Below are 26,165 nucleotides of genomic sequence, written 5' to 3' on the forward strand. Positions count from 1 at the left end.
AGTCCGTTCGGTGATGCCGGATGGATGCGGCCAGCTTCAGGGATGCGACGCCTGCCGCGGGAAGTCCCGAAACCCCGACGCGACGGGCCCGAGACTGTAGCGCGCCTAGGGGACCCGGCCGGGTTTGAGCTGTTGCCAGAGGAAGGTGTAGGCCAACGCATTCATGTGGGCGAGCTGGGCGTTGTTGGCGGCGCCACCGTGGCCGCCTTCGATGTTCTCGTAATAGCGCACGTCGTGCCCCATCGCCTGCATCTTCGCCATCATCTTGCGGGCGTGGCCGGGATGGACGCGGTCGTCGCGGGTCGAGGTCATGAACAGCGTCGCCGGGTAGTCGCCGTCGGCCTCGACCAGGTGGTAGGGCGAGAACTTGCGGATGAACGCCCATTCCCCGGGCTTGTCGGGATCGCCGTACTCGGCCATCCACGACGCGCCCGCGAGCAGCTTGTGGTAACGCTGCATGTCCAGCAGCGGCACCTGCACCACCACCGCGCCGAACAGGTCCGGGTACTGCACGAGCATGTTGCCGGTGAGCAGGCCGCCATTGCTGCCGCCCTGGATGCCCAGGTGCGGGGGCGAAGTCACCTTGCGCGCGATCAGGTCGCGCGCCACCGCCGCGAAATCCTCGTAGGCCTTGTGGCGGTTGGACTTCAGCGCCGCCTGGTGCCAGCGCGGGCCGTACTCGCCGCCGCCGCGGATGTTGGCCACCGCGTACACGCCGCCCTGCTCCAGCCAGCCCTTGCCGACGCCGCCCGAGTAGCCGGGCGTGAGCGAGACCTCGAAGCCGCCGTAGCCGTACAACAGGGTCGGGTTGCCGCCGTCCAGCGCCATGTTCCGGGGCCGCACGAGGAAATACGGGATGCGCGTGCCGTCCTTCGAGGTCGCGAAATGCTGCTCGATGGCGTGCGTCGAGGCATCGAAGAACGTCGGCATGGTCTTGAGCACTTCGGGCTGCCCGCCGATTTCCACCAGCGACAGCGTGCTCGGGGTCAGGTAGTCCGTCGCGGTGAGCCAGACCGCGTCGCTGTCGTCGGCATCGACCGCGGACACCGCCAGCGTGCCGAAGGCCGGTGCGCCGATGAATTCGTCGAGCTTCCAGCCACGCTCGCCCGGCGTCAGCACCGACAGTTTGTTCTTGACGTCGTCCAGCACGTTGAGCACGACGTGGTTCTTCGTCCAGGTCGCGCCGACCAGCGAGGTCGTCCGGCCGGGCTCGAACAGGACCTCGAAGTCGCGCCCACCGGCCATGAAGGCATCGAAATCGATGGCCAGCAGCGCGCCGGCAGGGTAGGTCCTGCCGCCGACGGTCCACGGCTCGCGCAGTTCCACCGACAGCCAGTCGCGCACCACGCCCTTGCCGGCGGAGTTGGGCGCGTCGATGCGGACCAGTGCGCCACCGTCGCCGCGCAGGAACAGCTCGTTTTCGTAGAAGGCGATGGCGCGCGAGACGAAGTCGCGCTCGAAGCCGGGGGTGTCGTCGTGGAAGGCGGCGATGTAGAGGTCGTCGTGCTTGCCTTCATACACGGTCGTCGCCGAGGCCAGCGGCGTGCCCCGCGACCACTGCTTGACGATGCGCGGGTAGCCCGATGCGGTGAGGCTGGGCGCGCCGTCGGCCGCGGGGCCGAAGTCGGTGTAGACGTAGACGGTGTCGCGATCGATCCAGCCCAGCGCGCCCTTGGCCTCGGGTCGGAAGAAGCCGTCCTCGACCCATTGCTTGCCGACCAGGTCGAACTCGCGGGTAACGTCGGCGTCGGCGCCGCCTCGCGAAAGCGCGACCAGGCAGCGCTCGTGGGGCGCGTCCGGCGTGGCTGGCCGCAGGCAGTCGGCCCCATGCCAGACCCAGTTCTCGCCCTCGGCCGCGTTCAGCGCGTCGAGGTCGATCAGGGTTTCCCACCGGGGCTTGGCCTTGCGGTATTCCTCCAGCGTGGTGCGGCGCCATAGCCCGCGCTCGTGCCGCGCGTCCTTCCAGAAGTTGTAATAGTGGTCGCCGATCTTCTCGACTGCCGGGATCTTGGCGTCGGAATCCAGGATGGCGCGGATCTGGGCTTCCAGCCGGGTGAACTCGGGCGTGGTCGCCAGCTCGGCCTCGGTCCTGGCGTTTTCGGCGCGCACCCAGTCCAGCGCCCTGGCGTCCTCGACGCCCTCCAGCCATTGGTAGGGGTCGGGCACGGTGGGCTCCTGGGCTTGGGCGTGTGGCGGGGTCGCCGCAATGCCGGCGATCGACAGCACGGCAAGGCAGGCGGCCAACAGGTTCGGCATGGACTCCATTCCTTCGGGTTTTCCGGTTCCAGCAGTGGACGGCGGCCCGCAACGCTAGCACAGGCCCTAGCCGCGCCCGCCGTGCCGAAAGTCCGGCAAATCCCGTTCAGGCGGCGTGCGCGCGGCGCGGCGTGCGCGGCGCGGCCACGCCGCGACGGCGTGCCTGCGCAAGGGTGCGCCGGCGCGGCGGTTGGGCACCCACTGGCTCGGCGCTGGCACCGGCTTCGGCCAGGGCATCGCGACGCGCCGCCCAGAGCGCGCACCAGGCGCTGGCCGGCAGCGCCAGCAGCCAGAACGGGATCCAGCCGATGCCCGCATGGAAGCCGCGTGCCTGCGGCAGCGAGACCACCGCCACCAGGGCAACGACGAACACCCCCGCCACCGCCTGCAGCATGGGGGACGTGGCGCTGGCGCCAGGGCCGAGAGGCCTCCGGTTGGCGGGATGCCGGGGGCAGGATGGAAGCGCGTGTCGTGCCATGGCTGGACTCCGGGATCGTGGAAGGCCAGCATCCGCGCGCCGCATCTCAAGGCCTGCGACCGCGGGAACCGTGCGGCCATTGACGCCTCCTTCGCCCGTATTCAGCGACGCTGCCCCCACTCCGCCTGGAAATCCCGCATGACGACCTCCATCGCCCGCCTGCCACTCACGGCATCCTTCGCCACGGCGGGCCTCCTGCTCTGCCTCGGCCTGCTGGGCGCTTGCGCCACGACGGCCATGCCGGCGAGCGTCGACGAAACGCCGGTCGACCTGACCCGTTTCATGGGCCGCTGGCATGTCATCGCCCACGTCCCGTACTTCGGCGAGGCCGGCCATGTCGCCAGCAGCGACACCTACACGCTCCAGGAAGATGGCGGCATCGAGGTGCTGTACCGGTACCGCAAGGGATTCGACGAGCCGGAGGAGACCGTGGCCTCGCGGGCGACGGTCAAGCCAGGCAGCGGCAACCGGCTGTGGACGACCTGGTTCTTCCACGTGGTACCCACCAGGTTCCGCATCCTGGAAGTGGCACCGGATTACTCCTGGGCGCTGGTCGACTACCCGGGCCGCGACCTGGCGTGGGTGTTCGCGCGCGAGCCGGTGATGGACAAGGCGCAATACCGCGAACTCGAAAGCCGCATGCGCGGCCATGGCGTCAACACCGACAAGCTGCGCCGCGTGCCGCAGGTGCGCGGGCAGGTCGGCATGCTCGGGTTCGCCGATCCCAGGAAGCCCTGAACACGGCGCGCAACCCGGCGCGCGCGTCCGTGGGCGTGGTGGTCGATGCCCGCAACCCAATGCCCGTAAAGCTGCCGGCGGCGACCTGGTACCCGCGATCGCCGCCCCGGCCTCGCTGACCCCTCAATAGCCGGCCTCGGAGAGCGCCTTTTCCGCCTCCATGCGGCCGATCGCGATCAGTTCCCGGGCGCGCCAGAACTCGTAGAACTGGCAGGCGTCGCGGGGGATGCGGATCACCAGCTCCGGCGGGTCCAGTGCCAGCTGCACGCGCGCGATCTGCGCCTGCATCGTGTCCAGCGCGCGCGCCATGGTCTCGGCGAAGCCCATCCGGTCGGGATCGTTGCCCAGGCGGCGATGAAACCATTGCGCCAGCCGGCGGCCGCGTGGCGCCGGCCCGTTGCCCTGCGGTGTGTCGGCGGGCCTCCCCGGCGGTCGCCGCGGCCAGCCGTGCATGTCCACCGCGATCAGCCGGTGCGCGTCGGACAGCCGTGTGGCCGCGATCGGCAGCGGCGCCAGCAGACCGCCGTCGACCAGCTCGCGCCCGTGCACCACGTGCGGGGTGAAGACGCCGGGAACGGCGAAGGAGGCGCGCAAGGCGTCCCACAGCGGCCCGCTGCGCAGCCACACCTCGCGCTGGCGCTCGAGGTCGACGGCCACCGCGGTGAACTGGACGGGCAAGGTCTCGATGTCCGGATCGCCCACCACCTCGCGCATCGCATCGACGAGGCGACGGCCCGCGACCAGGCCCGGCCGCGCCACCACGGGGTCGAGCAGGCGCAGGAACTGCCCGCGCGTCATGCCCTCGATCGCCTCGCGGAACGCACGCAACCTGCCGGCCGCATGGATGCCGCCGACCAGCGCGCCGCTGGACGCGCCGGCGATGGCGACGATCTCGAACCCGCGTTCGTCCAGCACCTCCAGCACGCCGATCTGCGCCATGCCGCGCGCACCGCCGGCGCCCAGCGCCAGCGCGACCTTCTCCCTGCGGGCGATCTTCGGTGCTTCGGCGGGCGTCATGTCGCGTCGGGCGCCGCCCGGTCAGCGGTCATAGTTGGACAGGGCGAGCGCCAGCAGGGACTTGGCCTGTTCGCGCAAGGCCGGCGGTTCGACGATCTCGGCGTCGCTGCCGTAATGCAGCACGTCCATCAGCAGCTCGCGCGGCGCGCTGTAGGGGATCTTCAACTCGTAGCGGCCGTCGGGCAGGAAGCGCCCTTGCTGTTGCGAATGCCAGTGCTCGTCGGCGACCCAGCGCGCGGCCTTGGCGCTGAACAGGATCGTGGCCGTGCCCTTGGGCGGCCCGGAGAAGATGCCGTAGCTCCCGGCCAGGTGCTGGTTGAGCTCATCCTCGGCGATGTCGCGCGCGGCGTCGTCGAGCGCGCGCGCGGCGGTGATCCGGTCGACCGAGAAGCTGCGCAGGCCGTCGCGCTCGTGGTCCCAGGCGTCGAGGTACCAGTTGTCGCGGTAATGGGTGATGCGTTGCGGCGACACCGTGCGCCGCGTGCGCTGGTCGGTGGAACGCGCGCGGTAGTCGAAGGCCAGTTGCCGGCGCTCGAGCACCGCGGTGCACACGCTGCGGAAGGCATGCTCGTCCATGCGCCGGGTCCGGTGCGGGATGACCCGCACGCGCTCGACCGGCCAGCGCTTGCCGCCGGCCTGTTCTGCCAGGAGCGACTCCACCCGCTGCTGCAGCGGCGCCAGCGCGCCCGACAGCACCCCGCCCGTGGTGCGCGACAGCAACTGTTGCGCGGCCAGCAGCGCGTAGAGCTCTTCCGAGTTCAGCCACAAGCCCGGCAGTTCGAAGCGCGCGCCATCGCTGGTGTCGTAGCGGAACCCCGCCTCGCCGTCGCCGACCACCGGCGCCATCAGCGCGTCGCGCAGGAAGGCCAGGTCGCGGTAAACGGTGGCACGAGAGCAACCAAGTTCCTCCTGCAACCGGGGCACGGTCACCGGGTAACGCGCGGCCTTCAGGGTGCGGTGCAGGGCGGTGATGCGTTCGTAGCGATCCATGGCAGGAGTGTGCCGGATCGGCGCCGGGGCCGCGAGCAGGGGGCCGCCGGCCCACTACGGCGCATCCACCTCGCTTGGGGCGGCGTAGCTGCGTCGCGACGGCGGCGCATCCTTTTGCCCGCCCGCCGCCTCTTGTTCGTGGCATGGTGGCATGACGCGGACGCCTGGGTTCGCCGCGACGGCGCCATTCCCTCCCCCATGGACAAGGCTCCCTATGCGTGACGAAGCGATCCAGCAGTACTACGGCAGCACCCTGGCCGGCAGCGGCGACCTCAAGACCGGCGCCTGTTGCAGCCCGGATTCCATCCCCGACTACCTGCGGGGCTGGCTGGGCGAACTGCCGCGAGAGGTCAACGAGCGCTTCTATGGGTGCGGTTCGCCGATTCCCGCCGCGATCGCCGGCGCGACCGTGCTCGACCTCGGCTGCGGCACCGGCCGCGACGCGTTCCTGGTGTCGCGGCTGGTCGGCGCAGAGGGCCGCGTGATCGGCCTGGACATGACCCCCCGGCAACTCGAGGTGGCCAGGCGCGCCCAGGCCGCGCACCGCGACACCACCGGCCTGGACAACCTGGACTTCCGCGACGGCGTCATCGAGGACCTCGCCGCCGCCGGGATCGCGGACGCCTCCGTCGACGTGGTGATCTCCAATTGCGTGCTGAACCTGTCCTCGGACAAGTCGCGCGTGCTGGCCGAGGTCTTCCGCGTGCTCAAGCCCGGCGGCGAGCTGTTCTTCGCCGACGTCTACGGCGACCGCCGCATCCCGCCCGAACTGCTCGACGACCCCGTGCTGCGCGGCGAATGCCTGGCCGGCGCGCTGTACCCGGAGGATTTCCGCCGCATGCTGGCGCGGCTGGGCGTCGACGACCACCGCGTCGTCGCGCGCAGCCCGGTGCCCCTGCTGGATGCGGACATCGAGGCGCGCATCGGCATGATCGCCTTCGAGAGCCTCACCGTGCGCGCGTTCAAGCTCGAACTCGAGGACCGCTGCGAGGATTTCGGGCAGTTCGCCACGTACCGCGGCGACATCCCGCACCATCCGCACCGCTTCGTGCTCGACGACCACCACGTGTTCGAGCGCGACCGGCCGATGGCGGTGTGCGGCAACACCGCGGCGATGCTGTCGCAGACCCGCTACGCGCCGCACTTCGAGGTCAGCGCGCGGCGCGCCCACTTCGGCCTGTTCGACTGCGGCCCCACGCCGGCGGGCGGCGAGGCCGGCGCCGCCGGCTGCTGCTGAGGCGGACCGATGGGCGCGAAGAAAATCCTGCTGCTGGTCGTGGTCGTGGCCGCCGCGCTGGCGCTGTACTTCGGCGGCGGTTCGGAATACCTCACCCTGGCGAGGATGCAGTCGCTGCTCGGCACGGCACGCGCCTACGTCGACGCCAACCCGCTGGGCGCGGCACTGGGCTTCGGCGCGATCTACATCATCGTCACCGCCCTGTCGTTGCCGGGCGCGACTTTGCTGACCCTGTTCTGCGGCGCGGTGTTCGGCCTCTGGCAAGGGCTGCTGATCGCCTCGTTCGCGTCCAGCATCGGCGCCACGCTGGCGATGCTGGTGTCGCGGTACGTCCTGCGGGACAGCGTGCGTGCGCGCTTCGGCGAACGGCTCAAGCGCATCGATGCCGGCATCGAGCGCGAGGGCGGCTTCTACCTCTTCGCCCTGCGGCTGGTGCCGGTGTTCCCGTTCTTCGTCATCAACCTGGCGATGGGCCTGACCGCGATCCGAGCCTGGACCTTCTATTGGGTGAGCCAGCTGGGCATGCTCGCCGGTACCTTCGTCTACGTGAACGCCGGGCGCGAGCTGGGCGAGCTCGAATCGCTGTCCGGCATCCTCAGCCCCGGCCTGCTGCTGGCCTTCGCCGCGCTCGGGCTGCTGCCACTGGTCGCGCGCAAGGCGCTGGACTGGCTGCGCGCGCGCAAGGTCTACGCGGGCTGGGACAGGCCCAGGCGCTTCGACCGCAACCTGGTCGTGATCGGCGCCGGCGCCGCGGGCCTGGTCACCAGCTACATCGCCGCGACGGTGCGCGCCAAGGTCACCCTGATCGAGAAGGCGGAGATGGGCGGCGACTGCCTCAACCGCGGCTGCGTACCGTCCAAGGCGCTGATCCGCGCGGCGCGCGCGGCGGCGGAAGCCAACGAGGGCGGTCGCTTCGGCATGCAGGCGGGCAAGACCGAAGTCGATTTCGCCAAGGTCATGCAGCACGTCCGCGAATCGATCCGCACCATCGAGCCCCACGATTCGCCGGAGCGCTACCGCAAGCTGGGCGTGGAGGTGATCCACGGCGAGGCGAAGCTCGTCTCGCCGTGGGAAGTCGAGGTCGATGGCAGGACGCTCAGCGCGCGCCACATCGTGATCGCCACCGGGGCCCGCCCCTTCGTGCCGCCGATCGACGGCCTGGACGGCGTGCCGTACCGCACCTCGGACACGATCTGGGACCTGGACGCGCTGCCGAAGCGCCTGCTGGTGCTCGGCGGCGGCCCGATCGGCTGCGAATTGGCGCAGAGCTTCGCCCGGCTGGGCAGCGAAACAACACTGGTGGAGATGGCCGACCAGTTGCTCGGCCGCGAGGACGCCGACGCCGCCGCCGTGGTGCAGGCGGCGCTGGAAGCCGATGGCGTGGAGGTGCTGCTTGGCCACAAGGCGGTGCAGGCGAAGGCTGGCGAACCCCACACGTTGCGCGTCGAGCACGCCGGCGAATCCAGCGAACTGCCCTTCGACGTGCTGCTGGTCGCCATAGGCCGCACCGCCAATGTCGAAGGCTACGGACTGGACGCGCTCGACATCCCTCTGCGCAAGAACAAGACCATCGAGACCGACGAGTTCCTGCGCACCCGATATCCCAACATCCTCTGCGTCGGCGACGTCACCGGGCCGTACCAGCTCACCCATGCCGGCGCGCACCAGGCGTGGTACGCGGCGGTCAATGCGCTGTTCGGCGGCTTCAAGTCGTTCCGCGCCGACTATTCCGTCATGCCGGCCTGCACCTACACCGAGCCGGAACAGGCGCGGGTCGGGCTGGGCGAGCGCGAGGCGAAGGAGACCGGCACCGAGGTCGAGGTGGTGAAATACGCCATGTCAGAGCTCGACCGCGCCGTGGCCGAGGCCGCGACCGCCGGGTTCGTCAAGGTGCTGGTCGCGCCGGGCAAGGACAGGATCCTGGGCGCCACCGTGGTCGGCGAGCGCGCCGGCGAGACCATCGCCCTGTTCGCGCTGGCGATGAAGCAGGGCATCGGCCTGGACAAGATCCTGGGGACGGTCTTCGCCTATCCCACCTTCGCCGAAGCCGCGAAGGCGGTGGCGGGCGAGCGCCGCAAGCGGCACAAGCCCGACAAGTTGCTGGACTGGGTCGAGCGCTACCACCGCTGGCAACGGGGCGGCCCGTGAAGGCATCGACAACGCCCCGCCACGGCTTCCGGTGCCGACGCATGCTGACCGCCGGCGCCTTGCTGCTGTCGGTCCTGTGGACATCCGTCGCCTGGCCTGCCTTCGCGCAGCAGCCGGCCGCCTTCTCCTCAGCCACTGCAGGCCAGGCACCGCCCGCCGGATGGAGGCTGCAACCGATCCCCAGCGTCGCCAGGCAGACGCGCTTCGACCTCGTCGAGGACGACGGCCGCACCGTGCTGCGCGCTCGCGCCGACGACGCGGCCGCGTCGCTGCGCCATGCGATCAGCGTCGACCCCGCGCGCACCCCACTGCTGCGCTGGCGCTGGAAGACCGACCGGGTGCTGGCCAAGGCCGACATGGCGTCGAAGGCCGGCGACGACTACGCCGCGCGGCTGTACGTGTTCTTCGACCGCACGCCGGCGCAGATGTCGTTCGGCGAGCGCGCCCTGTACCGCATTGGCCGCGCCCGCTACGGCGACCAGTTGCCTGCGGCCGCCCTGAGCTACGTCTGGGACAACCGCCAGCCGGTCGGCACCCTCCGCGACAACGCCTACACTGGCTTCGTGAAGATGGTGGTCGCCAGCACCGGCAAGGCGCGCGAGGGGCAGTGGGTCTCGCTGTCCCGGGACGTCGCCGCCGACTACCGGCGCGCGTTCGGCGGCGAGCCGCCGCGCATCACCGGCGTCGCTGTCGCCGTGGATACCGACAACACCGGCGAATCGACCATCACCTGGTTCGGCGACATCCGCTTCGAGCCGGCGGGAGCCGTGCCGTGAACGCCGTCGTCTCGCCCATCCTTCCCTTCGCACGCAAGCTCGAGCGCGAGGGACTGACGCTCGACCGCACGCCGCTGGAGATCCTGCAGGTCAACCTGACCGCGCGCTGCAACTTGGCCTGCACGCACTGCCACGTCGAGTCCGGGCCAAAGCGCCGCGAGGCGCTGGACGCGCGCGGCGTGGCGCGGCTGGTCGAACTGATGGACACGGCGCCGGCCCTGCACACGCTTGACCTCACCGGCGGTGCGCCGGAGTTGCACCCGCAGTTCCGCGAACTGGTCGCCGCCGGGCGCGCGCGCGGGCTGAAGGTGATCGACCGCTGCAACCTGACCGTGCTGTTCGAGCCGGGGCAGGAAGACACCGCCGGGTTCCTCGCACGACAGGGCGCGGCCGTGGTCGCCTCCCTGCCCTGCTACACGCCGGAGAACGTCAACAAGCAGCGCGGCAAGGGCGTGTTCGGCCAGAGCATCACCGCGCTGCAGGAACTCAACAGGCTTGGTTACGGACAGGCCGATTCAGGCCTGGAACTCGATCTCGTCTACAACCCGATCGGCGCGATGCTGCCGCCTTCGCAGGCTTCGCTCGAGGCGGACTACCGCCGCCGCCTGCACGACGACTTCGGCATCGCCTTCAACCAGCTGTTCACCATCACCAACATGCCGATCAAGCGCTTCCTGCACGAACTCGAGCGCGACGGCCACCTCGACGACTACATGCAGCTGCTGGTCGACCACTTCAATCCGCGGGCGGCGCTGGGGGTGATGTGCCGCAACCTGGTGTCGGTGGGCTGGGACGGAAGCTTGTACGACTGCGACTTCAACCAGATGCTCCGCATCGACCTGGGCCGCGCCCGCACCACGCTGTGGGACATCGAACGCCTGGACGAGATCGAAACCCGGCCGATCGCTTTCGCGCGCCACTGCTACGGCTGCACCGCCGGCAGCGGCAGCAGCTGCGGCGGCGCGCTGGCCTGACGGCGAGCGATGATCGAACGGGGCCATGGCGCTGAGGCAGCGACGGACGGCACGACATTGCTGCCAACAGGCGCCGCGCCCTGCATGACGCGTGCAAACCAGGGCGCCGACCCGCTGGCGCGCATGTCGATCGTGGTGCCGGTCGGGCCCGGGGACACCACTTGGCCGCCGCTGCTCGCCGCGCTGCGCCGTGATGCGCCGGGGGCGCAACTGATCCCGGTGTTCGCCGAAGGCGATCCGCAGCAATCCCCCGCCGATGCGCTGCGCGCCCCGGCCGGTCGCGCACGACAACAGAATGCCGGGGCGTCCGCCGCCACGCGCGACTGGCTGTGGTTCGTGCATGCCGACACCCGCCTCGCGCCCGATGCGCTGCCGGCGCTGCGCGACTGGCTTGCGCAGGCACCCGCCGCGCTGGGCTGGTTCCGCCTGCGCTTCGCCGACGACGGTCCGCCGGCCATGCGCTGGAACGCACGCGGGGCCAACTGGCGCGCGCGCGTGCTGGGCCTGCCGTTCGGCGACCAGGGCCTGCTGCTGCCGCGCGCCGCGTTCCTGGCGCTCGGCGGCTTCAATCCGGCGCTGGATTCCGGTGAGGACCACGCCCTGGTCTGGGCCGCGCGCCGCGCCGGGCTGCCGCTGCGCGCCATCGATGCCGACCTGCTGACCAGCGCCCGCAAGTACGCCATGCACGGCTGGCTGCCGACCACGCTGCACCACCTGCGCCTGACGGTCGCGCAGGCGTGGCGCGAGGCGCGTCGACGATGAGGGGCAAGCGATGAGGCAGCGTGCGGTCACCCGCATCGGCCTGGCCATCTTCGTCAAGACGCCGGGCCATTCGGCGCTGAAGACGCGGCTGGCCACGGCGATCGGTCGCGACGATGCCGAGGCCTTCCATCGCCTGGCGGCCCACGCCGTCGCCGCCGTCGCGCGCGCGGCACGGGCGCGGATTCCCGGCATGGCGCCGATGTGGGCTGTGGCCGAAACCGACGCCTTGGACGCGCCCGACTGGGCCGGGTTGCCGCGCGTGGCCCAGGGCGATGGCGACCTGGGCGCACGCATGCGACAGGTGACGCAAGCGCTGTGCGCCACGCACGGTGCCGCGCTGCTGCTCGGCGCAGACGCGCCGCAGCTGTGCAGCGACGACCTGGTCGCCGCGTTGGAGGCGCTGGATGCGCACGAGCACGTCATCGGCCCCAGCGCCGACGGCGGGTTCTGGTTGTTCGGTACGCGCGTCCCGGTGCCGGCGGCCGCCTGGTCCGGGACGCCCTGGTCGCATCCGGACACCGCCCGCACCTTCGTCGCCGCCCTGGGCGCGCCGATCATGCAACTGCGGACGTTGCGAGACGCCGACACCGCCGGCGACCTGCCGCCGCTGCTGGCCGCGCTGGATGCCCTGCCCGACCCGCTGCCCGAGCAGGCCCGCCTCGCCCAGTGGCTGCGCAAGCTGCAAATGCCGCGGTAGTGGTGCCCGCGCACGCGGCGCGGGAGGCCAAGGCTCGCGCCAAGCGCCGCAAGGCACGCGCGGCTTTCGCCGGCTGCCGTGGCGTCAGCTCATCCGCGCCGACCCCGGTCCACGAACGGTTCGCGCAATAGGGCACCGAAGCGTGTCGCCTGTTCGCCACCGACGCCCTGTACCCCGATCCGCAGCACCGGATCGCGATGCGCGGCTGCGTAGCTGCCGAAGGCACGATCCCAGAGGCTGAGGTTGAAGCCGAAGTTGCGGCGCTGTTCCGCGCCATGGACGGAATGGTGGATGCGGTGCATGGCCGGGGTCACCAGCAACCGGCGCACGACGCGATCGAAGCCCGCGGGCAGGGAAAGGTTGGCGTGCGTGAACAGCGCGAAGCTCGACAACAGCACTTCGAACACCAGCATCGCCAATGGCGCCACGCCCAAGGCGACCGCCAGCGCGACCTTGTACGCCAGCGACAGCAGGATCTCCAGCGGATGGAAACGCAGCGCCGAGGTTGCGTCCAGCGTGGCGTCGGTGTGGTGCACCCGGTGCAAGCGCCACAGCACCGGGAAGGCATGCAGCCACCGGTGCTGCCAGTAGATCGCCAGGTCGAGCAGAACCAGCGCCAGCCCGAACTCCAGCCACGCCGGCCACGCGGTGGCATTGAAAAGGCCCAGCCCCCGCGATTGCGCCCACAGCGCCGCGCCCACCGCGCCGGCGGGCAATAGCAAACGCGCGAGCAGGGTGTCGACCAATGCCAGCCCGCCGTTCGAGGGCCAGCGGTGCTTGCGGCGCACAGGCGGGTTGGGACCGCGGCGCCAGGCCTCGATCGCCACGAGCAGCACCAGCACCGCGAGGAAGATCGCGACGCGGATCACGCCAGGCGTATTCAGCAGGTGCTCCATGCCGGCAGTCTAGCCGCAGGGTCGGGTGGCCGGGGCGGGCGGGGCGTTGCGTTCATCGGTCTGTCCCGTGATCGAAGGCGATGCCAGCATGTCCCAGGAAACCAAGACGACCGCCCGCCTCCCATGGCTCTTCGCGATGGCACTGCTTGCACTGTGCGGCATCGCCCAGGCCGGCCCGAAGGAAGACGTCACCGCCGCGATGCAGAAGCTGCTCGCCGCGAGCAGCTGGCACGCCACCATGCACGTCAAGGGCCCGCAGGCGATGAGCAACGCCCTGGACTTCCAGGCCCCCGACCGCTTCCGCATCACCCTGCAAGGCATCGGCACCCAGTACATCATCGGCGACACCATGGTCATGACCATGCAGGGCCGGACCATGCGCGTGCCCTTGCAGAAGGACATGCTCGGCCAGTACCGCGACCCGGCCAGGCTGCGCGAGCACAACGCCACGATGACCGTGCAGGCGCTGGGCAAGGACCAGGTGGCCGGCAAGCCGGCGGCCAAGTACCGGGTACGCAACCCCAAGGATGGCGACCTCGACGTGCTGATGTGGATCGGCGGCAACGGCTATCCGGTGCAGATCCAGGTCGACGGCAAGGCCAATGGCCAGGCCTCCACCACCGTGATCCGCTATTCGCGCTTCAACGATCCCGCGATCAAGGTCTCCGCCCCCTGAGCTAGCCACGCGGCGGTGTTGGGTTCCGGCTACGGGACAGGAGCGTGGCCGCGCGGCGGCCAGGCGAAGTGCGCGTGGCGGTCCGGCCGCCGCCCTCGTCGCCACCGGCAGGGGCAGGCACAATGGCGCCATGTCCGAGCCCACGCTCAACCTCTCCCCGTCCCCCGGCGACGAGGTCAAGACCACGACGTGCTACATGTGCGCCTGCCGTTGCGGGATCAAGGTGTGGCTGCAGGACGGGCGGATCCGCTACATCCAGGGCAACCCCGCGCATCCGGTCAACCGCGGCGTGCTGTGCGCCAAGGGCGCGGCGGGCATCATGCAGCACTATTCCCCGGCGCGGCTGTCGAAGCCGTTGCTGCGCACCGGCGAACGCGGCAGCGGCGAGTTCCGCGAAATCGAATGGAACGAAGCCCTGGAGATCGCCACCGGCTGGCTGGCGCCGATCCGCGAACGCAATCCGGACGAGCTCGCCTTCTTCACCGGCCGCGACCAGTCGCAGGCCCTGACCGGCTGGTGGGCGCAGCAGTTCGGCACCGTCAACTACGCCGCGCATGGCGGTTTCTGCTCGGTCAACATGGCCGCCGGCGGCTTGTACACGCTGGGCGGCAGCTTCTGGGAGTTCGGCGAGCCGGACTGGGAGCACACCCGCTACTTCATGCTCTGGGGCGTGGCCGAGGACCATGACTCCAATCCGCTGAAACTCGGCATGGGACGGCTCAAGGAGCGTGGCGCCAAGATCGTGGCGGTCAACCCGGTGCGCAGCGGCTACGGCGCGATCGCCGACGAGTGGATCGGCATCCGCCCCGGCACCGACGGCCTGTTCGCCTTCGCGCTCATCCACGAACTGCTCAAGGCCGACCGCATCGACCTCGACTACCTTGTGCGCTACGCCAACGCGCACTGGCTGGTGGTGCGCAACCCCGGCGGCGCGGACGACGGGTTGTTCGCGCGCGATGGCGACGGCAATCCCTTGTGTTGGAATCGCGATGCGCAGGGCGCAGGCGCGCAAGCGGCCGCGGATGCCATCGACATCGCCCCCGCCGTCGTTGGCGAGTGCACCCTCGCCGACGGCCGCATCGCGGTGCCGGTCTTCCAGCTGATCGCCGAACGCTACCTCGACCCGCAGTATTCGCCCGAGGCCGTCAGCGAGCGCTGCGGCATCGACGCCGACACCATCCGCCGCGTCGCGCGCGAGCTCGCGGAAGCGGCGTTCGACAGCAAGCTGTCGCTGCCCGTCGCCTGGACCGATGCCTGGGGCCGGGAGCACGCCGAGATGGTCGGCCGCCCGGTGAGCATGCACGCCATGCGCGGCATCAGCGCGCACAGCAACGGCTTCCATACCTGCCGCGCACTGCACCTGTTGCAGCTGCTGCTGGGCGCGGTGGACGCGCCGGGTTCCTTCCGTTACCAGCCGCCCTTCCCGAAGCCCATCCCGCCGGGCAATCGTCCCGGCAAGTCGCGCCGCGAGGACGGCACCCTGGACGCCGCGCCGCTGGGCTTCGTGCATGGTCCCGAGGACCTGCTGGTCGACGACGAAGGCAACCCGCGGCGCATCGACCACGCCTTCTCCTGGGCCTACCCGCTGGCCGCGCACGGCATGCTGCACACGGTGATCCGAAACGCGCACGCCGGCGATCCCTACAAAATCGATACCCTGCTGATGTTCATGGCGAACATGAGCTGGAACTCGGCGATGAACACGCGCCAGACGATGCAGTGGCTGACCGACAAGGACGCGTCCGGCGCCTATCGCATCCCGCGGATCATCTACTCCGACGCCTACGCCAGCGAGATGGTGGCCTACGCCGACCTGGTGCTGCCCGACACCACCTACCTGGAGCGCTTCGACGCGATCAGCCTGCTCGACCGGCCGATCTCCGATGCCGACGGCGCGGCAGACGCCATCCGCCACCCGGTGTTCGAGCCCGAAGGCCAGGCCGATGCCGACGGCCGGCCCCGCGACGTCCGGGGTTTCCAGTCGGTACTGCTCGAACTCGGCGCACGGTTGGGCCTGCCGGGCATGGTCCATGCCGACGGCTCGCCGGCCTATCGCGACTACGCCGATTACATCCTCCGCCACGAACGCACGCCCGGCGTCGGCCTGCTCGCCGGCTGGCGCGGCCAGGATGGCGACCAGCACGGCCGGGGCGCGCCCAACCCCGGCCAGCTGCAGCGCTACATCGAGAACAACGGCTACTGGCGCGAGGAAATCCCCGAGTCCGCGCGCTATTTCAAGATGGGCAACCGCGACTACCTGCGCTGGGCGCATCGGTTCGGGTTCGTGCCCTCCGAGGCGCCGATCGTGCTGCAGCTGTACGCGGAGCCGCTGCAGAAGTTCCGCCTCGCCGCGCTCGGACACGGCGCGCACCAGCCCCCGGATGCGCATCGAGAGCGCGTAGCCACCTATTTCGATCCATTGCCGATCTGGTATCCGCCGTTCGAACAGGCAGAAACCGCGGCCGAGGCCTTCCCGCTCCACGCCGTCACCCAGCGACCGATGTTCATGTACCACGCCTGGGGTTCGCAGAATGCCTGGCTGCGCCAGATCGCGGCACGCAATTGGCTTTACCTGCATCCGGACGCCGGCGCGCGCCACGGTGTCGGCGATGGCGACTGGATCGACGTTGCTTCCCACCACGGCACCATGCGCGTGCAGGCGAAGTTCGCGCGCAACGTCCAGCCGGACACGGTGTGGAGCTGGAACGCGATCGGCAAGCGCAAGGGCGCGTGGCGGCTGGCCAAGGATGCGCCGGAGGGCGAGAAGGGATTCCTGCTCAACCACCTGATCTCCGACCGCCTGCCCCGCTCCGCCTACGCCAATGCGGACCCGGTCACCGGGCAGGCGGCCTGGTTCGACCTGCGTGTCTCGATCCGCGTGGCCGACGTCCAGGCCGAAGGGTCGCAACCCCAGTTCGGAACCCTGCCGACGGGCGACGCCCCCGCCGGTCCGCTGCGCTATGGTGCGCGCATGCGCGCTTCGCGCGAGGGGAGTGAATGATCGAGCTGTGGCTGACCCTGATGGTGATGGCGGGCACCGTCTACCTGTTCGTCACCGACAAGCTCCCGGTCGACGTCGTCGCCCTGCTGGTGCTCTCCAGCCTCCTGGTCCTCGGACTGGTCTCGCCGCGGGAAGCGTTGTCCGGCTTCAGCAGCCAGGCGACGATCACGGTGGCGGCAATGTTCGTGCTCAGCGCGGGGCTGCAGCGCAGCGGCGCGCTGCGCGCGGTCGGCGAGCAACTGGCGCGGATCCGATGGCGCTGGCTGTTCGCGCTGGTGATGATGATGCTCGTCGGCAGCATCTCGGCCTTCGTCAACAACACCGCGGCGGTCGCGGTGTTCCTGCCGCTGGTGATCGCCGCGACCACGGCCAACGGCTGGGCGCCGTCTCGGTTCCTGATCCCGCTGTCGTTCGCGGCGCAGTTCGGCGGCGTCTGCACCCTGGTCGGCACCTCGACCAACCTGCTGGTCGACTCGCTGGCCCGCCAGACCGGCCGCACCGGCTTCACCATCTTCGAGTTCGCGCCCCTGGGGATCCTGTTCGTGGTCGTCGGCATCGCCTACCTCATGATCGCGCGCAGTTTCCTGCTGCCCGAGCTCGGCGTCGCGCGCCCGGACAAGGACGACCACGCCGGCCGCTACGTCGCCGAACTGGTGGTCCCCGAACAGTCACCGGCGATCGGCAAGCGCGGCTCCGAGGTGGTCCCGGTCGACTTCGACGGCGTGTTCATGCTCGAGATCCTCCGCGGCCGTCGACTGCTCCCGTCGCCCCGGGGCTCCACCGTCGAGGAAGGCGATCGCCTGCTGGTCCGCGGCGAGTGGAACCGGATCCAGTCGTTCCGCAGGAAGATGAAACTGGCGCACGACCGCGTCGCCTCCGACCTGGACGGCGACATCGGCACCGAACGCCTGCATGCCGAGGTAATGGTCTCGCCCGGGTCGCACCTGGTGAACAAGAGCATCAAGTCCGTGCGCTTCGGGCACACCTACCGTGCACGCGTGCACGGCATCCACCGGCACATGACCGTGCGCCAGCCGCTGGACGAAGTGCCGCTGGCGGTGGGCGACGTGCTCCTGATCGATGCGCCCGAGACCGCCATCGAGGACCTGCGCGCGGACCGCGGCCTGATCGTGCTCGGCAAGCGACCGCAGGAGCAGGTCGACACCCGCCGCGCCGCGACCGCGCTGGCGATGCTGGTCCTCGCCATCGGCACCGCCGCGCTCGGCTGGCTGCCGATCGTCGCGTCCGCACTGCTGGGCTGCGTGGGCCTGGTCCTGTTCCGCTGCCTGGAGCCGGAGGAAGCGTACGCCGCGATCGACTGGCGCGTGGTCATGCTGCTCGCGGGCGTCCTGCCCCTGGGGCTGGCGCTGCAGAATTCCGGCGGCGCGGACTGGGTGGCCCAGCACGCCATCGGCGTGTTCGGCCAGTACGGCCCGGTGGCCACGCTGGCGGCGATCTACCTGCTCACCGCGGTGATGACCGAGGTGATGAGCAACAACGCCGCCGCCGTGCTGGTGGTGCCGATCGCCATCGCCGCCGCCGAAGGGCTGGGCGTGGATGCCAAGCCGATGCTGGTCGCGGTGGCCTTCGCCGCCTCCACGAGTTTCGCCACGCCGATCGGCTACCAGACGAACACGATGGTCTACACCGCCGGCGGCTACCGCTTCACCGACTTCACCCGGATCGGCCTGCCGCTGAACTTCATCTTCTGGATGATGGCCATCGTGCTGATCCCGCGTTACTTCCCCTTCTGATGCGCCCCGGCCGCATGCCACCGTGCATCCTCCATCCCTTCCCCGGCCGCGAGGTGCAAACCCGATGCTGATGTTGTCCAGGCTGGTGCGCAACTGCTGCCTGCTCGCCGGCGCGATCGGCGCCGTGGCCTGCCTGTGGGCGCTGGTCGACCCGTCGATCCTGCCGGTGTTCGTCGAGCGCGACGCGTTCGCGCCGCCTTCCCCGCGCTGGCGCGCGGCGCTCGGCCTGGTGTTCTCGCTCGCCCTGCTCGGCTACGGCACGGGCGTGCTGCGCCACCGGGAGTTGCCATGACCGGCCTGCCGCCCCCGTCGAAGAAGAAGCTGGGCCTGGTCATCGACCTGGACACCTGCGTCGGCTGCCACGCCTGCGCCACCAGCTGCAAGGAATGGAACGCCGGCGGCATCGCCGGGCCGCTGACCGACGAGAATCCCTACGGCAAGGATCCCTCCGGCGTCTGGTTCAACCGCGTCCACAGCTATGAGCTCGCCGCCACCGAGGGCTGTGGCGCGGGCGCCGAACCCGGGCCGCCCCAACCCGAGATGACCCTGCATTTCCCGCGCAGCTGCCTGCATTGCGAGACGCCGGCCTGCGTCACCGTCTGTCCCACGGGTGCCAGCTACAAGCGCGCCGAGGACGGCATCGTGCTGGTCGACGAGGACAAGTGCATCGGCTGCAAGCTGTGCAGCTGGGCCTGTCCCTACGGCGCGCGCGAATACAGCGAAGTCGAAGGGGTGATGAAGAAGTGCACCCTGTGCGTGGACCGCATCTACAACGACAAGCTGCCCGAGTCCGAACGCGAGCCGGCCTGCGTCCAGGCCTGCCCGACCCGCGCCCGCCACTTCGGCGACCTTGGCGACCCGGACTCGAAGGTGTCGAGACTGGTGGCCGAACGCAATGGCGTGGCCTTGATGCCGGAACTCGGCTACCAACCGGTCAACCGCTACCTGCCGCCGCGGCCCAGGCGCGCGGGCGGCGACACCACCGACGGCACCGATGCGCCGGCCGATGCCCCCCTGCCGACGCCGCTGCGCTGGCTCGATCGGCTGCTGCGCCGATGACCGGTTCCCCGCACCGGCGTGACGCGCCACCATTGGTCCGCCGTTCCGCCCTAGCCGTTCCTCTCGCGAGCACGCCATGCACCCAGCCCTCTCGGTGATCTTCTTCACCACGCTTTCGGGCGCGGGTTACGGCCTGCTGGCCTGGCTGGGCCTGTCGATGGCGCTCTTCTCGCTGCGCGGGCCTCCGCCCGGTTCGCTGCAGGACCTGCAGCTCGCGGGCCTGGCCCTGGGGCTGGCGCTGTCGACGATCGGCCTGCTGTGTTCGCTCGCGCACCTGGGCCAGCCGCAGCGCGCCTGGCGCGCGATGTCGCAGTGGCGCACCTCCTGGCTCTCGCGCGAAGGCCTGCTTGCCTTGCTGACGCCGCAGCCGGCGCTGGCGATCGCCGCCGTGCTGCTCTGGACCCGGCCCGATCCCGCGCAGGCGGCCTTGCTGGGCGGACTCGGCGCGCTGCTGGCCCTGCTGGCGCTGGCGACGGTCGCCTGTACCGCGATGATCTACGCCTCGCTCAAACCGATCCCCGCGTGGCGCCATCCGCTGGTGGTGCCGGTTTACCTGCTCTTCGCCCTGTCCACCGGCCTCGGGCTGCTGGCGGTATTGATGGCCTGGTTGCTGGGTGGCGAAGCCCCCGCGACGCTGTTGCCGGTGCTCGCCTTGCTGGGCGCGCTGTCGCTGGCGCTGAAGTGGTGGTACTGGCGCGGCATCCGCGATGCCCCGCTTCCGGCAACGACGGGCGACGCCATCGGCCTGCCCGGCCGCACGGCGACGGTCTTCGAACGTCCGCACACCGAAGCCAACTACATCACCCGGGAAATGGCGTTCACCCTGGCCCGGCGCCATGCGCGCACGCTGCGCATCCTGGCCGCGGTTGCCTTGCTCGGCCTGCCGCTGCTGGCGCTTGGGCTGTCAGCCACCGGGGTCGCGCCGCCGCTTGCCGCGCTGGGACTGGCCGCGGCCGGCGGCCTGCTCGGGGCCTTCGTCGAACGCTGGCTGTTCTTCGCCGAGGCCCGCCACATGGTCACGCTGTACTACTGAGCCCCCCGCTCAGGGCAGCGACGGCAGGAACTGCGCGGCGCCCGCCTCGAGCAGGGAATGGGCGACATGGCGGCCCAGCGCCTCGGCATCGCCCACGCTCGCCGAAGCCTGCGCCCGCGCCACCCGGCCGTCGACGGCCGAGCCGACCAGGCCCTGCAAGGTCAACAGCCCCGCATCGAGGCGCGCGAACGCCGCCACCGGCACGTGGCAGCTGCCGTGCAGCGCGCGGTTCATGGCACGCTCGGCCTCGACGCAGGCACGGGTGTCGGCATGGTCGAGCGCCGCGCACAGCGCCTGCACGCGGGCGTCCCTGTCACGGGTCTCGATCACGATCGCGCCCTGCGCCGGTGCCGGCAACCACCTCGGCGCATCCAGCCGGGCACGGATGCGCGATGCGAACCCCAGCCGTTCCAGCCCGGCACAGGCCAGCACGATGGCGTCGTAGTCGCCGTCGTCCAGCCTGGCCAGGCGCGTGTTGACGTTGCCGCGCAGGTCTCGCAAGGCCAGGTCGGCGCGAAGCGCGCGCAACTGCGCCTGCCGGCGCAGCGACGAGGTCCCCACGCGCGCGCCCGCCGGCAACGCGTCGATGCCGTCGTGGTGGTTGCTGACGAAGGCATCGGCATGGTCGGCGCGAGGCAGGATCGCCGGCAGCGCGAACGGACCTTCCAGGTCCATCGGCACGTCCTTGAGCGAATGCACCGCGCAATCGGCCTCGCCGCGCAGCATCGCCAGCTCCAGTTCCTTGAGGAACAGGCCCTTGCCGCCGATCGCCGCCAGGGAGCGGTCCAGCACTTCGTCGCCGCGCGTGGACAGCGGCACCAGCGAGACCATGAGTCCCGGATGCGCGTCGCGCAACGCCTCGGCAACGTGCTCGCTCTGCCACAGGGCGAGCGGACTCTTGCGGGTGGCGATGCGCAGCGTCTCCATGCCGGCATTATCGCCGGAGCCGGGGGCTTGCGGCCGCTAGAGGTGCTTCACGGTGTCGCGCAGCTGGGCCACGCAGCGGCGGCTGACCTCGAGCGGGTGGTCCCCGTGGTGCAGGATCGCATGCACGTGGCCGTTGGGGTCGCGCCTGAGCTCGAGGATCTCGTGCCGCGCCACCAGGCAGTTGCGGTGGATGCGCAGGAAGCGGTCGCCGAACTCGTCCTCCAGCGACTTCAGCGACTCCTCGATCAGGTCCTCCCCGCGCGCGTGGTGGACCACCACGTACTTTTCCTCGGCCTGCAGGTAGTAGACATCCTCGACGGGGATCAGGCGCAGGCTGCCGCGCAGCCGGGCGCACAGGTGGGTGCGGTGCTTGCCGCCATCGCCGGCGTGGTCGCGGCCGATGGTGAAGGTCCGGGCGCGCTCGATCGCGGCCTGCAGGCGCTCGGCGCGCACCGGCTTGACCAGGTAGTCGACGGCCGCCGCATCGAAGGCCGACAGCGCGTGCGCGTCGTAGGCGGTGCAGAAGACCACCGCCGGTCGCGGCTCGAACGCCGCCAGGTGCCGTGCGACTTCCAGGCCGTCGATGCCCGGCATCGCGATGTCCAGCAGCACCAGGTCGGGATCGTGTTCGGCGCAGGCGTGCAGCGCCTCGCGGCCGTCGCCGGCCTCGGCCACCAGTTCGACGCCGTCCTGCTCCGCAAGCAGCGCGCGCAGGCGCTCGCGTGCAAGCGGTTCGTCGTCGGCGATCACGATTCGCATGCCGGACTGCCCTCCCTCAAGGTCCCCGAAGCGCGGGCTCAATCCAGTGGCAGGCTGAGCTCGCAGTCATAGTAGCTTCCGTCCTGCCGGCAGGCCATGCGCGCCCGCGGGCCGTAGGCGTATTGCAGGCGATGGCCGATGCTGCGCTGCGCGTGGCCGCTGCCCTGCGACGCGCCATCGCCGATCGTGGTACGTGGCGGCGCCGGATTGCGGATGCGGATCGACAGGCGTTGCGGGCTGGCGGCCAGCGAAACCTCGATCAGCCCGCCTTCGGGCAGCCGCGAAATGCCGTGCAGCACCGCGTTCTCCAGCAGCGGCTGCAACACCAGCCGCGGCATCGCCAACGCCCAGGGCAGGGGCTCCTGCTTGTCCCACGCCACCTGCAGGCGTTCGCCGAGGCGCAATTGCTCGATCGCCAGGTATTGCTCGGCCAGCGAGACCTCGTCGGCGAGCGTCGAGGGCGCCGTGCCCGCGCCCAGCGCCGCGCGGAACAGGTCCGACAGGTCCAGCACCGCGCGCTCGGCGACCAGCGGGTCGCGCCGCACCAGGCTGGCGATCATGTTCATGCTGTTGAACAGGAAGTGCGGGCGGATGCGCGCCTGCAGCGCGTCGGCTTCGGCGCGCGCATGCGCCGACACCTGCGCCTGCCAGCGATCCACTGCATGGAAGTACCGCAGCGCCAGCGCGAAGATGAGCACGGTGATCGCCGTGGAGCCCCCGAGGAAACGCCAGAACGCCGGCCGGACGTCCGCCGGGAACAGGGTCGCGAGCACGGCATGGGCGATGGCCGACGCCGCGAGCGCCACCAGCGCCGACAGGACCAGGGCCAAGGCCATGCCCGCGGACATGGGCAGTCGCGACAACCGCGGCCGGGCCACGCACAGCAGCACCGAGACCGTCAGGGTCAGCCACAGCGCATACGCGCTGGCGGCCAGGAACTCGTCCACGCTCCAGGAGCGCAGGCCGTCCGGCGCCAGCGCGATGACGACCACCACCAGTTCGGCGAGCGCAAGCATCGTCGCCAGCCGTGGCAGGCGACACAGGTCCGGCAGCCACGTCGCCGGGGCGCCTGCCTGGCTCATGCCAGCCGCCCGCTCATCCGCGCAGCCGTGCCGACATCCAGTCGCCGAGGTCGCTGATTTCCTCGGCACACACGGCGTGCGGCATGGGATAGCGCCGCCAGTCGACGTCGAAACCGAGCTTGCGCAGCAGTGCGGCACTCTGCTCGCCGGCGGCGCAAGGCACCACCGGGTCCTGCGTCCCGTGCGCCATGAACACCGGCTGCGACGACGCGCCGGGCGCCAGCAGCGCTTTCGCGTTGTGCGCGGAGGGCAGGTAGGTGGACAAGGCGACCAGCCCGGCGAATGGCGCGCGGCTGCGCAATCCCGCCGCCAGCGTGATCGCCCCGCCCTGCGAGAATCCGGCCAGCAGCACCCGGTTGCGCGGCACGCCCCGATCGCCTTCCCGCGCCACGAGCGCCTCGACCTGCGCGATCGACTCGTCGACGCCCGCCTCGTCGGCCCGGTTGGCCAGGTCGAAATCGCGGATGTCGTACCAAGCGCGCATGCGCATGCCGTTATTGATGGTCACGGCGCGCATCGGCGCATGCGGGAACACGAAGCGGATCGAAGGCCAGCCAGGCCGCACCAGCTGCGGCACGATCGGCTCGAAATCGCCTCCATCGGCGCCAAGCCCGTGCAGCCAGACCACCGACCATCCCGGATCGGCCCCGGTCTGCAGTTCCAACGTGTCCAGAAGCTTCCCCGTGTCGTTCATGCGTCCCCTGCCGTGGTGGTGGGCCTGCCAGGACTCGAACCTGGAACCAAAGGATTATGAGTCCTCTGCTCTAACCATTGAGCTACAGGCCCGCCGCCGGATTATCGCCGCCGCGGCCGGAAACACGAAGCCCGCCATGTGGCGGGCTTCGTGGACGCTGTGCGGTCGGCTGCTCAGTCGATGTCGAGGAAGCTGCGAAGCTGTTCGGAGCGGCTCGGGTGCCGAAGCTTGCGCAGGGCCTTGGCCTCTATCTGGCGGATGCGCTCGCGGGTCACGTCGAACTGCTTGCCGACCTCTTCGAGGGTGTGGTCGGTGTTCATGTCGATGCCGAAGCGCATGCGCAGCACCTTGGCCTCGCGAGGGGTGAGGCCCGCAAGCACCTCGTGGACGGTTTCCGACAGGTTGATGTTGGTGGTGGTGTCCACCGGGGACTCGACGTTGAGGTCCTCGATGAAATCGCCCAGGTGCGAGTCCTCGTCGTCGCCGATCGGGGTCTCCATCGAGATCGGCTCCTTCGCGATCTTCATCACCTTGCGGATCTTGTCCTCGGGCATCTCCATTTCCTTGGCCAGCTCCTCCGGCGTGGCCTCGCGGCCGAACTGCTGGAGCATCTGGCGGGAAATGCGGTTGAGCTTGTTGATCGTCTCGATCATGTGCACCGGGATGCGGATGGTGCGCGCCTGGTCGGCGATCGATCGGGTAATCGCCTGGCGGATCCACCACGTGGCGTAGGTCGAGAACTTGTAGCCGCGGCGGTACTCGAACTTGTCGACCGCCTTCATCAGGCCGATGTTGCCCTCCTGGATCAGGTCCAGGAACTGCAGGCCGCGGTTGGTGTACTTCTTGGCGATCGAGATCACCAGGCGAAGGTTGGCCTCGACCATTTCCTTCTTGGCCTTGCGCGCCTTGGCTTCGCCATAGGCCATCGCGCGGCTGATTTCCTTGAGGTCGTTCAAGGTCACCATCATCGCCTTCTCGATGGCCAGGGTGGCCTCCTGCTCGGCGATGATCTGGTCCTTGACCTCGCGCAGCCCGGACGACCACTTCTGCTTGCGCTTCAGCACGTCGTCGACCCAGCCGGTGTTGGTCTGGTTGCCTTCCCAGCTGCGGATGAATTCCTTCCGGGGCATCCGCGCCACGCGCGTGGCCAGGTGCAGGATCCGGCGCTCGTGGCCCTTGATCTCGGCGACCACGTCGCGCAACTTCTTGACCAGGGTATCGGTCAGCGGCAGCGGCAGCTTGAAGTCCACGAAGATGGCGGCCATCTCCTCGCGCAGCTTCACCACCGGCTTGGCGGTGGGGCCGTTCTTGGCGACGGATTTCAGGAACTTGGCGTACAGCGCCGACAGCGCCTCGAAGCGGCGCGTGATCTCCGCCGGATCCGGGCCGGCCGGGCCGGTGTCCTCTTCCTCTTCCTCGTCCTCGTCGTCGTCGTCCTTGGCCTTCTTGGCGTTCTTGGCATCCTTGCCATTGGTGTTGGCCGGCGGCGGCGGATCGTCGTCGAGCAGGTCGAGGAAGCCCACGATCAGCTCGGCCTGGCGCTTCTTGCCGGCCTTGTGCAGCTCGTAGTCCGCCAGGATCATCTCGATGGTCCACGGGAAGGTGGCCAGAGACGCCTGCATCTGGTTGAGGCCTTCCTCGATGCGCTTGGCGATGGCGATCTCGCCTTCGCGGGTGAGCAGTTCGACCGTGCCCATCTCGCGCATGTACATGCGCACCGGGTCGGTGGTGCGACCGCCTTCGGCGTCGAGCGCGGTCAGCGTCGCCGCGGCTTCCTCGGCGGCGGTGTCGTCGACGTCGCGGTTGCCGGTGGAGTCGCCGGTGATCAGCAGCGTGTCGGCATCCGGCGCGCTTTCGTGCACCTCGATGCCCATGCCGTTGATCATGCTGATGATGTCCTCGATCTTCTCCGGGTCGACGAGGTCGTCCGGGAGGTGGTCGTTGACTTCGGCGTAGGTCAGGTAGCCCTGTTCCAGCCCCTTGCTGATCAGGAGCTTGATGTCGGACTGCTGGGCGGGGCGTGCGTTCGCCATCAGGGCGCTTACCGTGGACAAGTGAACCCGTAATTATACCAGTCGTGCCGGCGGGAAGGCCCTGAACGGGGGATTCAGGCCGCGCCGGCCCCGCGCCCGCCGGGCGGAAGCGGGGCGAGGGCGGTGCGTTTGGCCGGATTGCCCGGCTGCCATCGATATGGGTCCGGAACGGCGGGTT

The 26,165-nt window shown here is 70.2% G+C and carries 23 protein-coding genes and 1 tRNA gene; 13 read left to right on the top strand and 11 right to left on the bottom strand.

Going from position 1 to position 26,165, the window contains the following annotated elements; translation table 11 throughout:
- Positions 1 to 105: 105 nt before the first annotated feature.
- Both ABD970_RS01740 and ABD970_RS01745 read right to left on the bottom strand, forming a co-directional pair.
- Positions 106 to 2,256, bottom strand: a complete 2,151-nt coding sequence (locus ABD970_RS01740) for a prolyl oligopeptidase family serine peptidase (RefSeq protein WP_345293775.1) — start codon at positions 2,254 to 2,256, stop codon at positions 106 to 108.
- 106 nt (positions 2,257 to 2,362) lie between these two features.
- Positions 2,363 to 2,650 (bottom strand): hypothetical protein, encoded by a 288-nt coding sequence (locus ABD970_RS01745; protein ID WP_345293776.1) that lies wholly within the window; start codon positions 2,648 to 2,650, stop codon positions 2,363 to 2,365.
- A gap of 222 nt (positions 2,651 to 2,872) precedes the next feature.
- On the opposite strand from ABD970_RS01745, the gene ABD970_RS01750 reads away from it, so the two are divergent.
- Positions 2,873 to 3,472 carry a lipocalin family protein gene (locus ABD970_RS01750; protein ID WP_345293777.1) on the top strand — a complete coding sequence of 200 codons (600 nt, stop codon included), beginning with the start codon at positions 2,873 to 2,875 and terminating at the stop codon, positions 3,470 to 3,472.
- A gap of 123 nt (positions 3,473 to 3,595) precedes the next feature.
- Here the strand turns inward: ABD970_RS01750 and ABD970_RS01755 are convergent, their stop codons facing one another.
- Both ABD970_RS01755 and ABD970_RS01760 read right to left on the bottom strand, forming a co-directional pair.
- Positions 3,596 to 4,489 carry a patatin-like phospholipase family protein gene (locus ABD970_RS01755; RefSeq protein ID WP_345293778.1) on the bottom strand — a complete coding sequence of 298 codons (894 nt, stop codon included), beginning with the start codon at positions 4,487 to 4,489 and terminating at the stop codon, positions 3,596 to 3,598.
- Positions 4,490 to 4,510: 21 nt separating this feature from the next.
- Positions 4,511 to 5,479, bottom strand: a complete 969-nt coding sequence (locus tag ABD970_RS01760) for a helix-turn-helix transcriptional regulator (protein ID WP_345293779.1) — start codon at positions 5,477 to 5,479, stop codon at positions 4,511 to 4,513.
- A 214-nt stretch (positions 5,480 to 5,693) separates the two neighbouring features.
- Here ABD970_RS01760 and ABD970_RS01765 point away from each other — a divergent pair, with 214 nt between their 5' ends.
- From ABD970_RS01765 to ABD970_RS01790, 6 genes are all read left to right on the top strand, one after another.
- Positions 5,694 to 6,716, top strand: a complete 1,023-nt coding sequence (locus tag ABD970_RS01765; RefSeq protein WP_345293780.1) for a methyltransferase domain-containing protein — start codon at positions 5,694 to 5,696, stop codon at positions 6,714 to 6,716.
- Positions 6,717 to 6,725: 9 nt separating this feature from the next.
- The gene (locus ABD970_RS01770; protein ID WP_345293781.1) at positions 6,726 to 8,864 is read left to right on the top strand and encodes an FAD-dependent oxidoreductase; all 2,139 of its coding nucleotides are present in this window, start codon (positions 6,726 to 6,728) and stop codon (positions 8,862 to 8,864) included.
- A gap of 41 nt (positions 8,865 to 8,905) precedes the next feature.
- Entirely contained in the window at positions 8,906 to 9,640 is a 735-nt protein-coding gene (locus ABD970_RS01775; protein ID WP_345293782.1) for a DUF3047 domain-containing protein, read from the top strand.
- The gene (gene arsS / locus ABD970_RS01780) at positions 9,637 to 10,614 is read left to right on the top strand and encodes an arsenosugar biosynthesis radical SAM (seleno)protein ArsS (protein WP_345293783.1); all 978 of its coding nucleotides are present in this window, start codon (positions 9,637 to 9,639) and stop codon (positions 10,612 to 10,614) included. The genes ABD970_RS01775 and arsS overlap by 4 nt, the downstream gene beginning before the upstream one ends.
- A gap of 84 nt (positions 10,615 to 10,698) precedes the next feature.
- Complete coding sequence (locus ABD970_RS01785) at positions 10,699 to 11,376, top strand: TIGR04283 family arsenosugar biosynthesis glycosyltransferase (protein WP_345293784.1); 678 nt, start codon at positions 10,699 to 10,701, stop codon at positions 11,374 to 11,376.
- Between the two features lie 10 nt (positions 11,377 to 11,386).
- Positions 11,387 to 12,073, top strand: coding sequence for a TIGR04282 family arsenosugar biosynthesis glycosyltransferase (locus ABD970_RS01790; protein WP_345293785.1), 687 nt, complete (start codon positions 11,387 to 11,389; stop codon positions 12,071 to 12,073).
- 89 nt (positions 12,074 to 12,162) lie between these two features.
- Here the strand turns inward: ABD970_RS01790 and ABD970_RS01795 are convergent, their stop codons facing one another.
- The gene (locus ABD970_RS01795) at positions 12,163 to 12,969 is read right to left on the bottom strand and encodes a sterol desaturase family protein (protein ID WP_345293786.1); all 807 of its coding nucleotides are present in this window, start codon (positions 12,967 to 12,969) and stop codon (positions 12,163 to 12,165) included.
- 88 nt (positions 12,970 to 13,057) lie between these two features.
- Here ABD970_RS01795 and ABD970_RS01800 point away from each other — a divergent pair, with 88 nt between their 5' ends.
- The 6 genes from ABD970_RS01800 (at position 13,058) to ABD970_RS01825 (ending at position 20,492) form a co-directional block, all read left to right on the top strand.
- Entirely contained in the window at positions 13,058 to 13,645 is a 588-nt protein-coding gene (locus ABD970_RS01800; RefSeq protein ID WP_345293787.1) for a LolA family protein, read from the top strand.
- Positions 13,646 to 13,775: 130 nt separating this feature from the next.
- Positions 13,776 to 16,646: a molybdopterin oxidoreductase family protein gene (locus ABD970_RS01805; protein WP_345293788.1), complete on the top strand. Its 2,871-nt coding sequence runs from the start codon at positions 13,776 to 13,778 to the stop codon at positions 16,644 to 16,646.
- Positions 16,643 to 18,400, top strand: coding sequence for an SLC13 family permease (locus tag ABD970_RS01810; protein ID WP_345293789.1), 1,758 nt, complete (start codon positions 16,643 to 16,645; stop codon positions 18,398 to 18,400). Before ABD970_RS01805 ends, ABD970_RS01810 begins: the two co-directional genes overlap by 4 nt.
- 64 nt (positions 18,401 to 18,464) lie before the next feature.
- Complete coding sequence (locus ABD970_RS01815) at positions 18,465 to 18,692, top strand: hypothetical protein (RefSeq protein ID WP_345293790.1); 228 nt, start codon at positions 18,465 to 18,467, stop codon at positions 18,690 to 18,692.
- Entirely contained in the window at positions 18,689 to 19,459 is a 771-nt protein-coding gene (locus ABD970_RS01820) for a 4Fe-4S dicluster domain-containing protein (protein WP_345293791.1), read from the top strand. Before ABD970_RS01815 ends, ABD970_RS01820 begins: the two co-directional genes overlap by 4 nt.
- A gap of 76 nt (positions 19,460 to 19,535) precedes the next feature.
- Positions 19,536 to 20,492: a dimethyl sulfoxide reductase anchor subunit family protein gene (locus ABD970_RS01825; RefSeq protein WP_345293792.1), complete on the top strand. Its 957-nt coding sequence runs from the start codon at positions 19,536 to 19,538 to the stop codon at positions 20,490 to 20,492.
- 9 nt (positions 20,493 to 20,501) lie between these two features.
- Here the strand turns inward: ABD970_RS01825 and hemC are convergent, their stop codons facing one another.
- The 6 genes from hemC to rpoD form a co-directional block, all read right to left on the bottom strand.
- The gene (gene hemC, locus ABD970_RS01830) at positions 20,502 to 21,419 is read right to left on the bottom strand and encodes a hydroxymethylbilane synthase (protein ID WP_345293793.1); all 918 of its coding nucleotides are present in this window, start codon (positions 21,417 to 21,419) and stop codon (positions 20,502 to 20,504) included.
- A 36-nt stretch (positions 21,420 to 21,455) separates the two neighbouring features.
- Entirely contained in the window at positions 21,456 to 22,178 is a 723-nt protein-coding gene (locus tag ABD970_RS01835; RefSeq protein ID WP_345293794.1) for a LytR/AlgR family response regulator transcription factor, read from the bottom strand.
- 38 nt (positions 22,179 to 22,216) lie between these two features.
- Positions 22,217 to 23,260 carry a sensor histidine kinase gene (locus ABD970_RS01840; protein WP_345293795.1) on the bottom strand — a complete coding sequence of 348 codons (1,044 nt, stop codon included), beginning with the start codon at positions 23,258 to 23,260 and terminating at the stop codon, positions 22,217 to 22,219.
- Positions 23,261 to 23,273: 13 nt separating this feature from the next.
- The gene (locus ABD970_RS01845) at positions 23,274 to 23,954 is read right to left on the bottom strand and encodes an alpha/beta hydrolase (RefSeq protein ID WP_345293796.1); all 681 of its coding nucleotides are present in this window, start codon (positions 23,952 to 23,954) and stop codon (positions 23,274 to 23,276) included.
- Between the two features lie 16 nt (positions 23,955 to 23,970).
- Positions 23,971 to 24,046 (bottom strand) — tRNA-Ile (locus tag ABD970_RS01850).
- 81 nt (positions 24,047 to 24,127) lie between these two features.
- Positions 24,128 to 25,987, bottom strand: a complete 1,860-nt coding sequence (gene rpoD / locus ABD970_RS01855) for an RNA polymerase sigma factor RpoD (protein WP_345294537.1) — start codon at positions 25,985 to 25,987, stop codon at positions 24,128 to 24,130.
- Between the last annotated feature and the right edge of the window lie 178 nt (positions 25,988 to 26,165).

It is taken from the genome of Luteimonas vadosa (genome assembly GCF_039543545.1).
Taxonomy (GTDB): domain Bacteria; phylum Pseudomonadota; class Gammaproteobacteria; order Xanthomonadales; family Xanthomonadaceae; genus Luteimonas; species Luteimonas vadosa.

Coding starts and splice junctions, on each gene's coding strand:
- ABD970_RS01740 (WP_345293775.1), bottom strand. CDS start 2,256: ATGCCGAACCTGTTGGCCGCCTGCCTTGCCGTGCTGTCGATCGCCGGC.
- ABD970_RS01745 (WP_345293776.1), bottom strand. CDS start 2,650: ATGCTGCAGGCGGTGGCGGGGGTGTTCGTCGTTGCCCTGGTGGCGGTG.
- ABD970_RS01750 (WP_345293777.1), top strand. CDS start 2,873: ATGACGACCTCCATCGCCCGCCTGCCACTCACGGCATCCTTCGCCACG.
- ABD970_RS01755 (WP_345293778.1), bottom strand. CDS start 4,489: ATGACGCCCGCCGAAGCACCGAAGATCGCCCGCAGGGAGAAGGTCGCG.
- ABD970_RS01760 (WP_345293779.1), bottom strand. CDS start 5,479: ATGGATCGCTACGAACGCATCACCGCCCTGCACCGCACCCTGAAGGCC.
- ABD970_RS01765 (WP_345293780.1), top strand. CDS start 5,694: ATGCGTGACGAAGCGATCCAGCAGTACTACGGCAGCACCCTGGCCGGC.
- ABD970_RS01770 (WP_345293781.1), top strand. CDS start 6,726: ATGGGCGCGAAGAAAATCCTGCTGCTGGTCGTGGTCGTGGCCGCCGCG.
- ABD970_RS01775 (WP_345293782.1), top strand. CDS start 8,906: ATGCTGACCGCCGGCGCCTTGCTGCTGTCGGTCCTGTGGACATCCGTC.
- ABD970_RS01785 (WP_345293784.1), top strand. CDS start 10,699: ATGACGCGTGCAAACCAGGGCGCCGACCCGCTGGCGCGCATGTCGATC.
- ABD970_RS01790 (WP_345293785.1), top strand. CDS start 11,387: ATGAGGCAGCGTGCGGTCACCCGCATCGGCCTGGCCATCTTCGTCAAG.
- ABD970_RS01795 (WP_345293786.1), bottom strand. CDS start 12,969: ATGGAGCACCTGCTGAATACGCCTGGCGTGATCCGCGTCGCGATCTTC.
- ABD970_RS01800 (WP_345293787.1), top strand. CDS start 13,058: ATGTCCCAGGAAACCAAGACGACCGCCCGCCTCCCATGGCTCTTCGCG.
- ABD970_RS01805 (WP_345293788.1), top strand. CDS start 13,776: ATGTCCGAGCCCACGCTCAACCTCTCCCCGTCCCCCGGCGACGAGGTC.
- ABD970_RS01810 (WP_345293789.1), top strand. CDS start 16,643: ATGATCGAGCTGTGGCTGACCCTGATGGTGATGGCGGGCACCGTCTAC.
- ABD970_RS01815 (WP_345293790.1), top strand. CDS start 18,465: ATGCTGATGTTGTCCAGGCTGGTGCGCAACTGCTGCCTGCTCGCCGGC.
- ABD970_RS01820 (WP_345293791.1), top strand. CDS start 18,689: ATGACCGGCCTGCCGCCCCCGTCGAAGAAGAAGCTGGGCCTGGTCATC.
- ABD970_RS01825 (WP_345293792.1), top strand. CDS start 19,536: ATGCACCCAGCCCTCTCGGTGATCTTCTTCACCACGCTTTCGGGCGCG.
- hemC (WP_345293793.1), bottom strand. CDS start 21,419: ATGGAGACGCTGCGCATCGCCACCCGCAAGAGTCCGCTCGCCCTGTGG.
- ABD970_RS01835 (WP_345293794.1), bottom strand. CDS start 22,178: ATGCGAATCGTGATCGCCGACGACGAACCGCTTGCACGCGAGCGCCTG.
- ABD970_RS01840 (WP_345293795.1), bottom strand. CDS start 23,260: ATGAGCCAGGCAGGCGCCCCGGCGACGTGGCTGCCGGACCTGTGTCGC.
- ABD970_RS01845 (WP_345293796.1), bottom strand. CDS start 23,954: ATGAACGACACGGGGAAGCTTCTGGACACGTTGGAACTGCAGACCGGG.
- rpoD (WP_345294537.1), bottom strand. CDS start 25,987: ATGGCGAACGCACGCCCCGCCCAGCAGTCCGACATCAAGCTCCTGATC.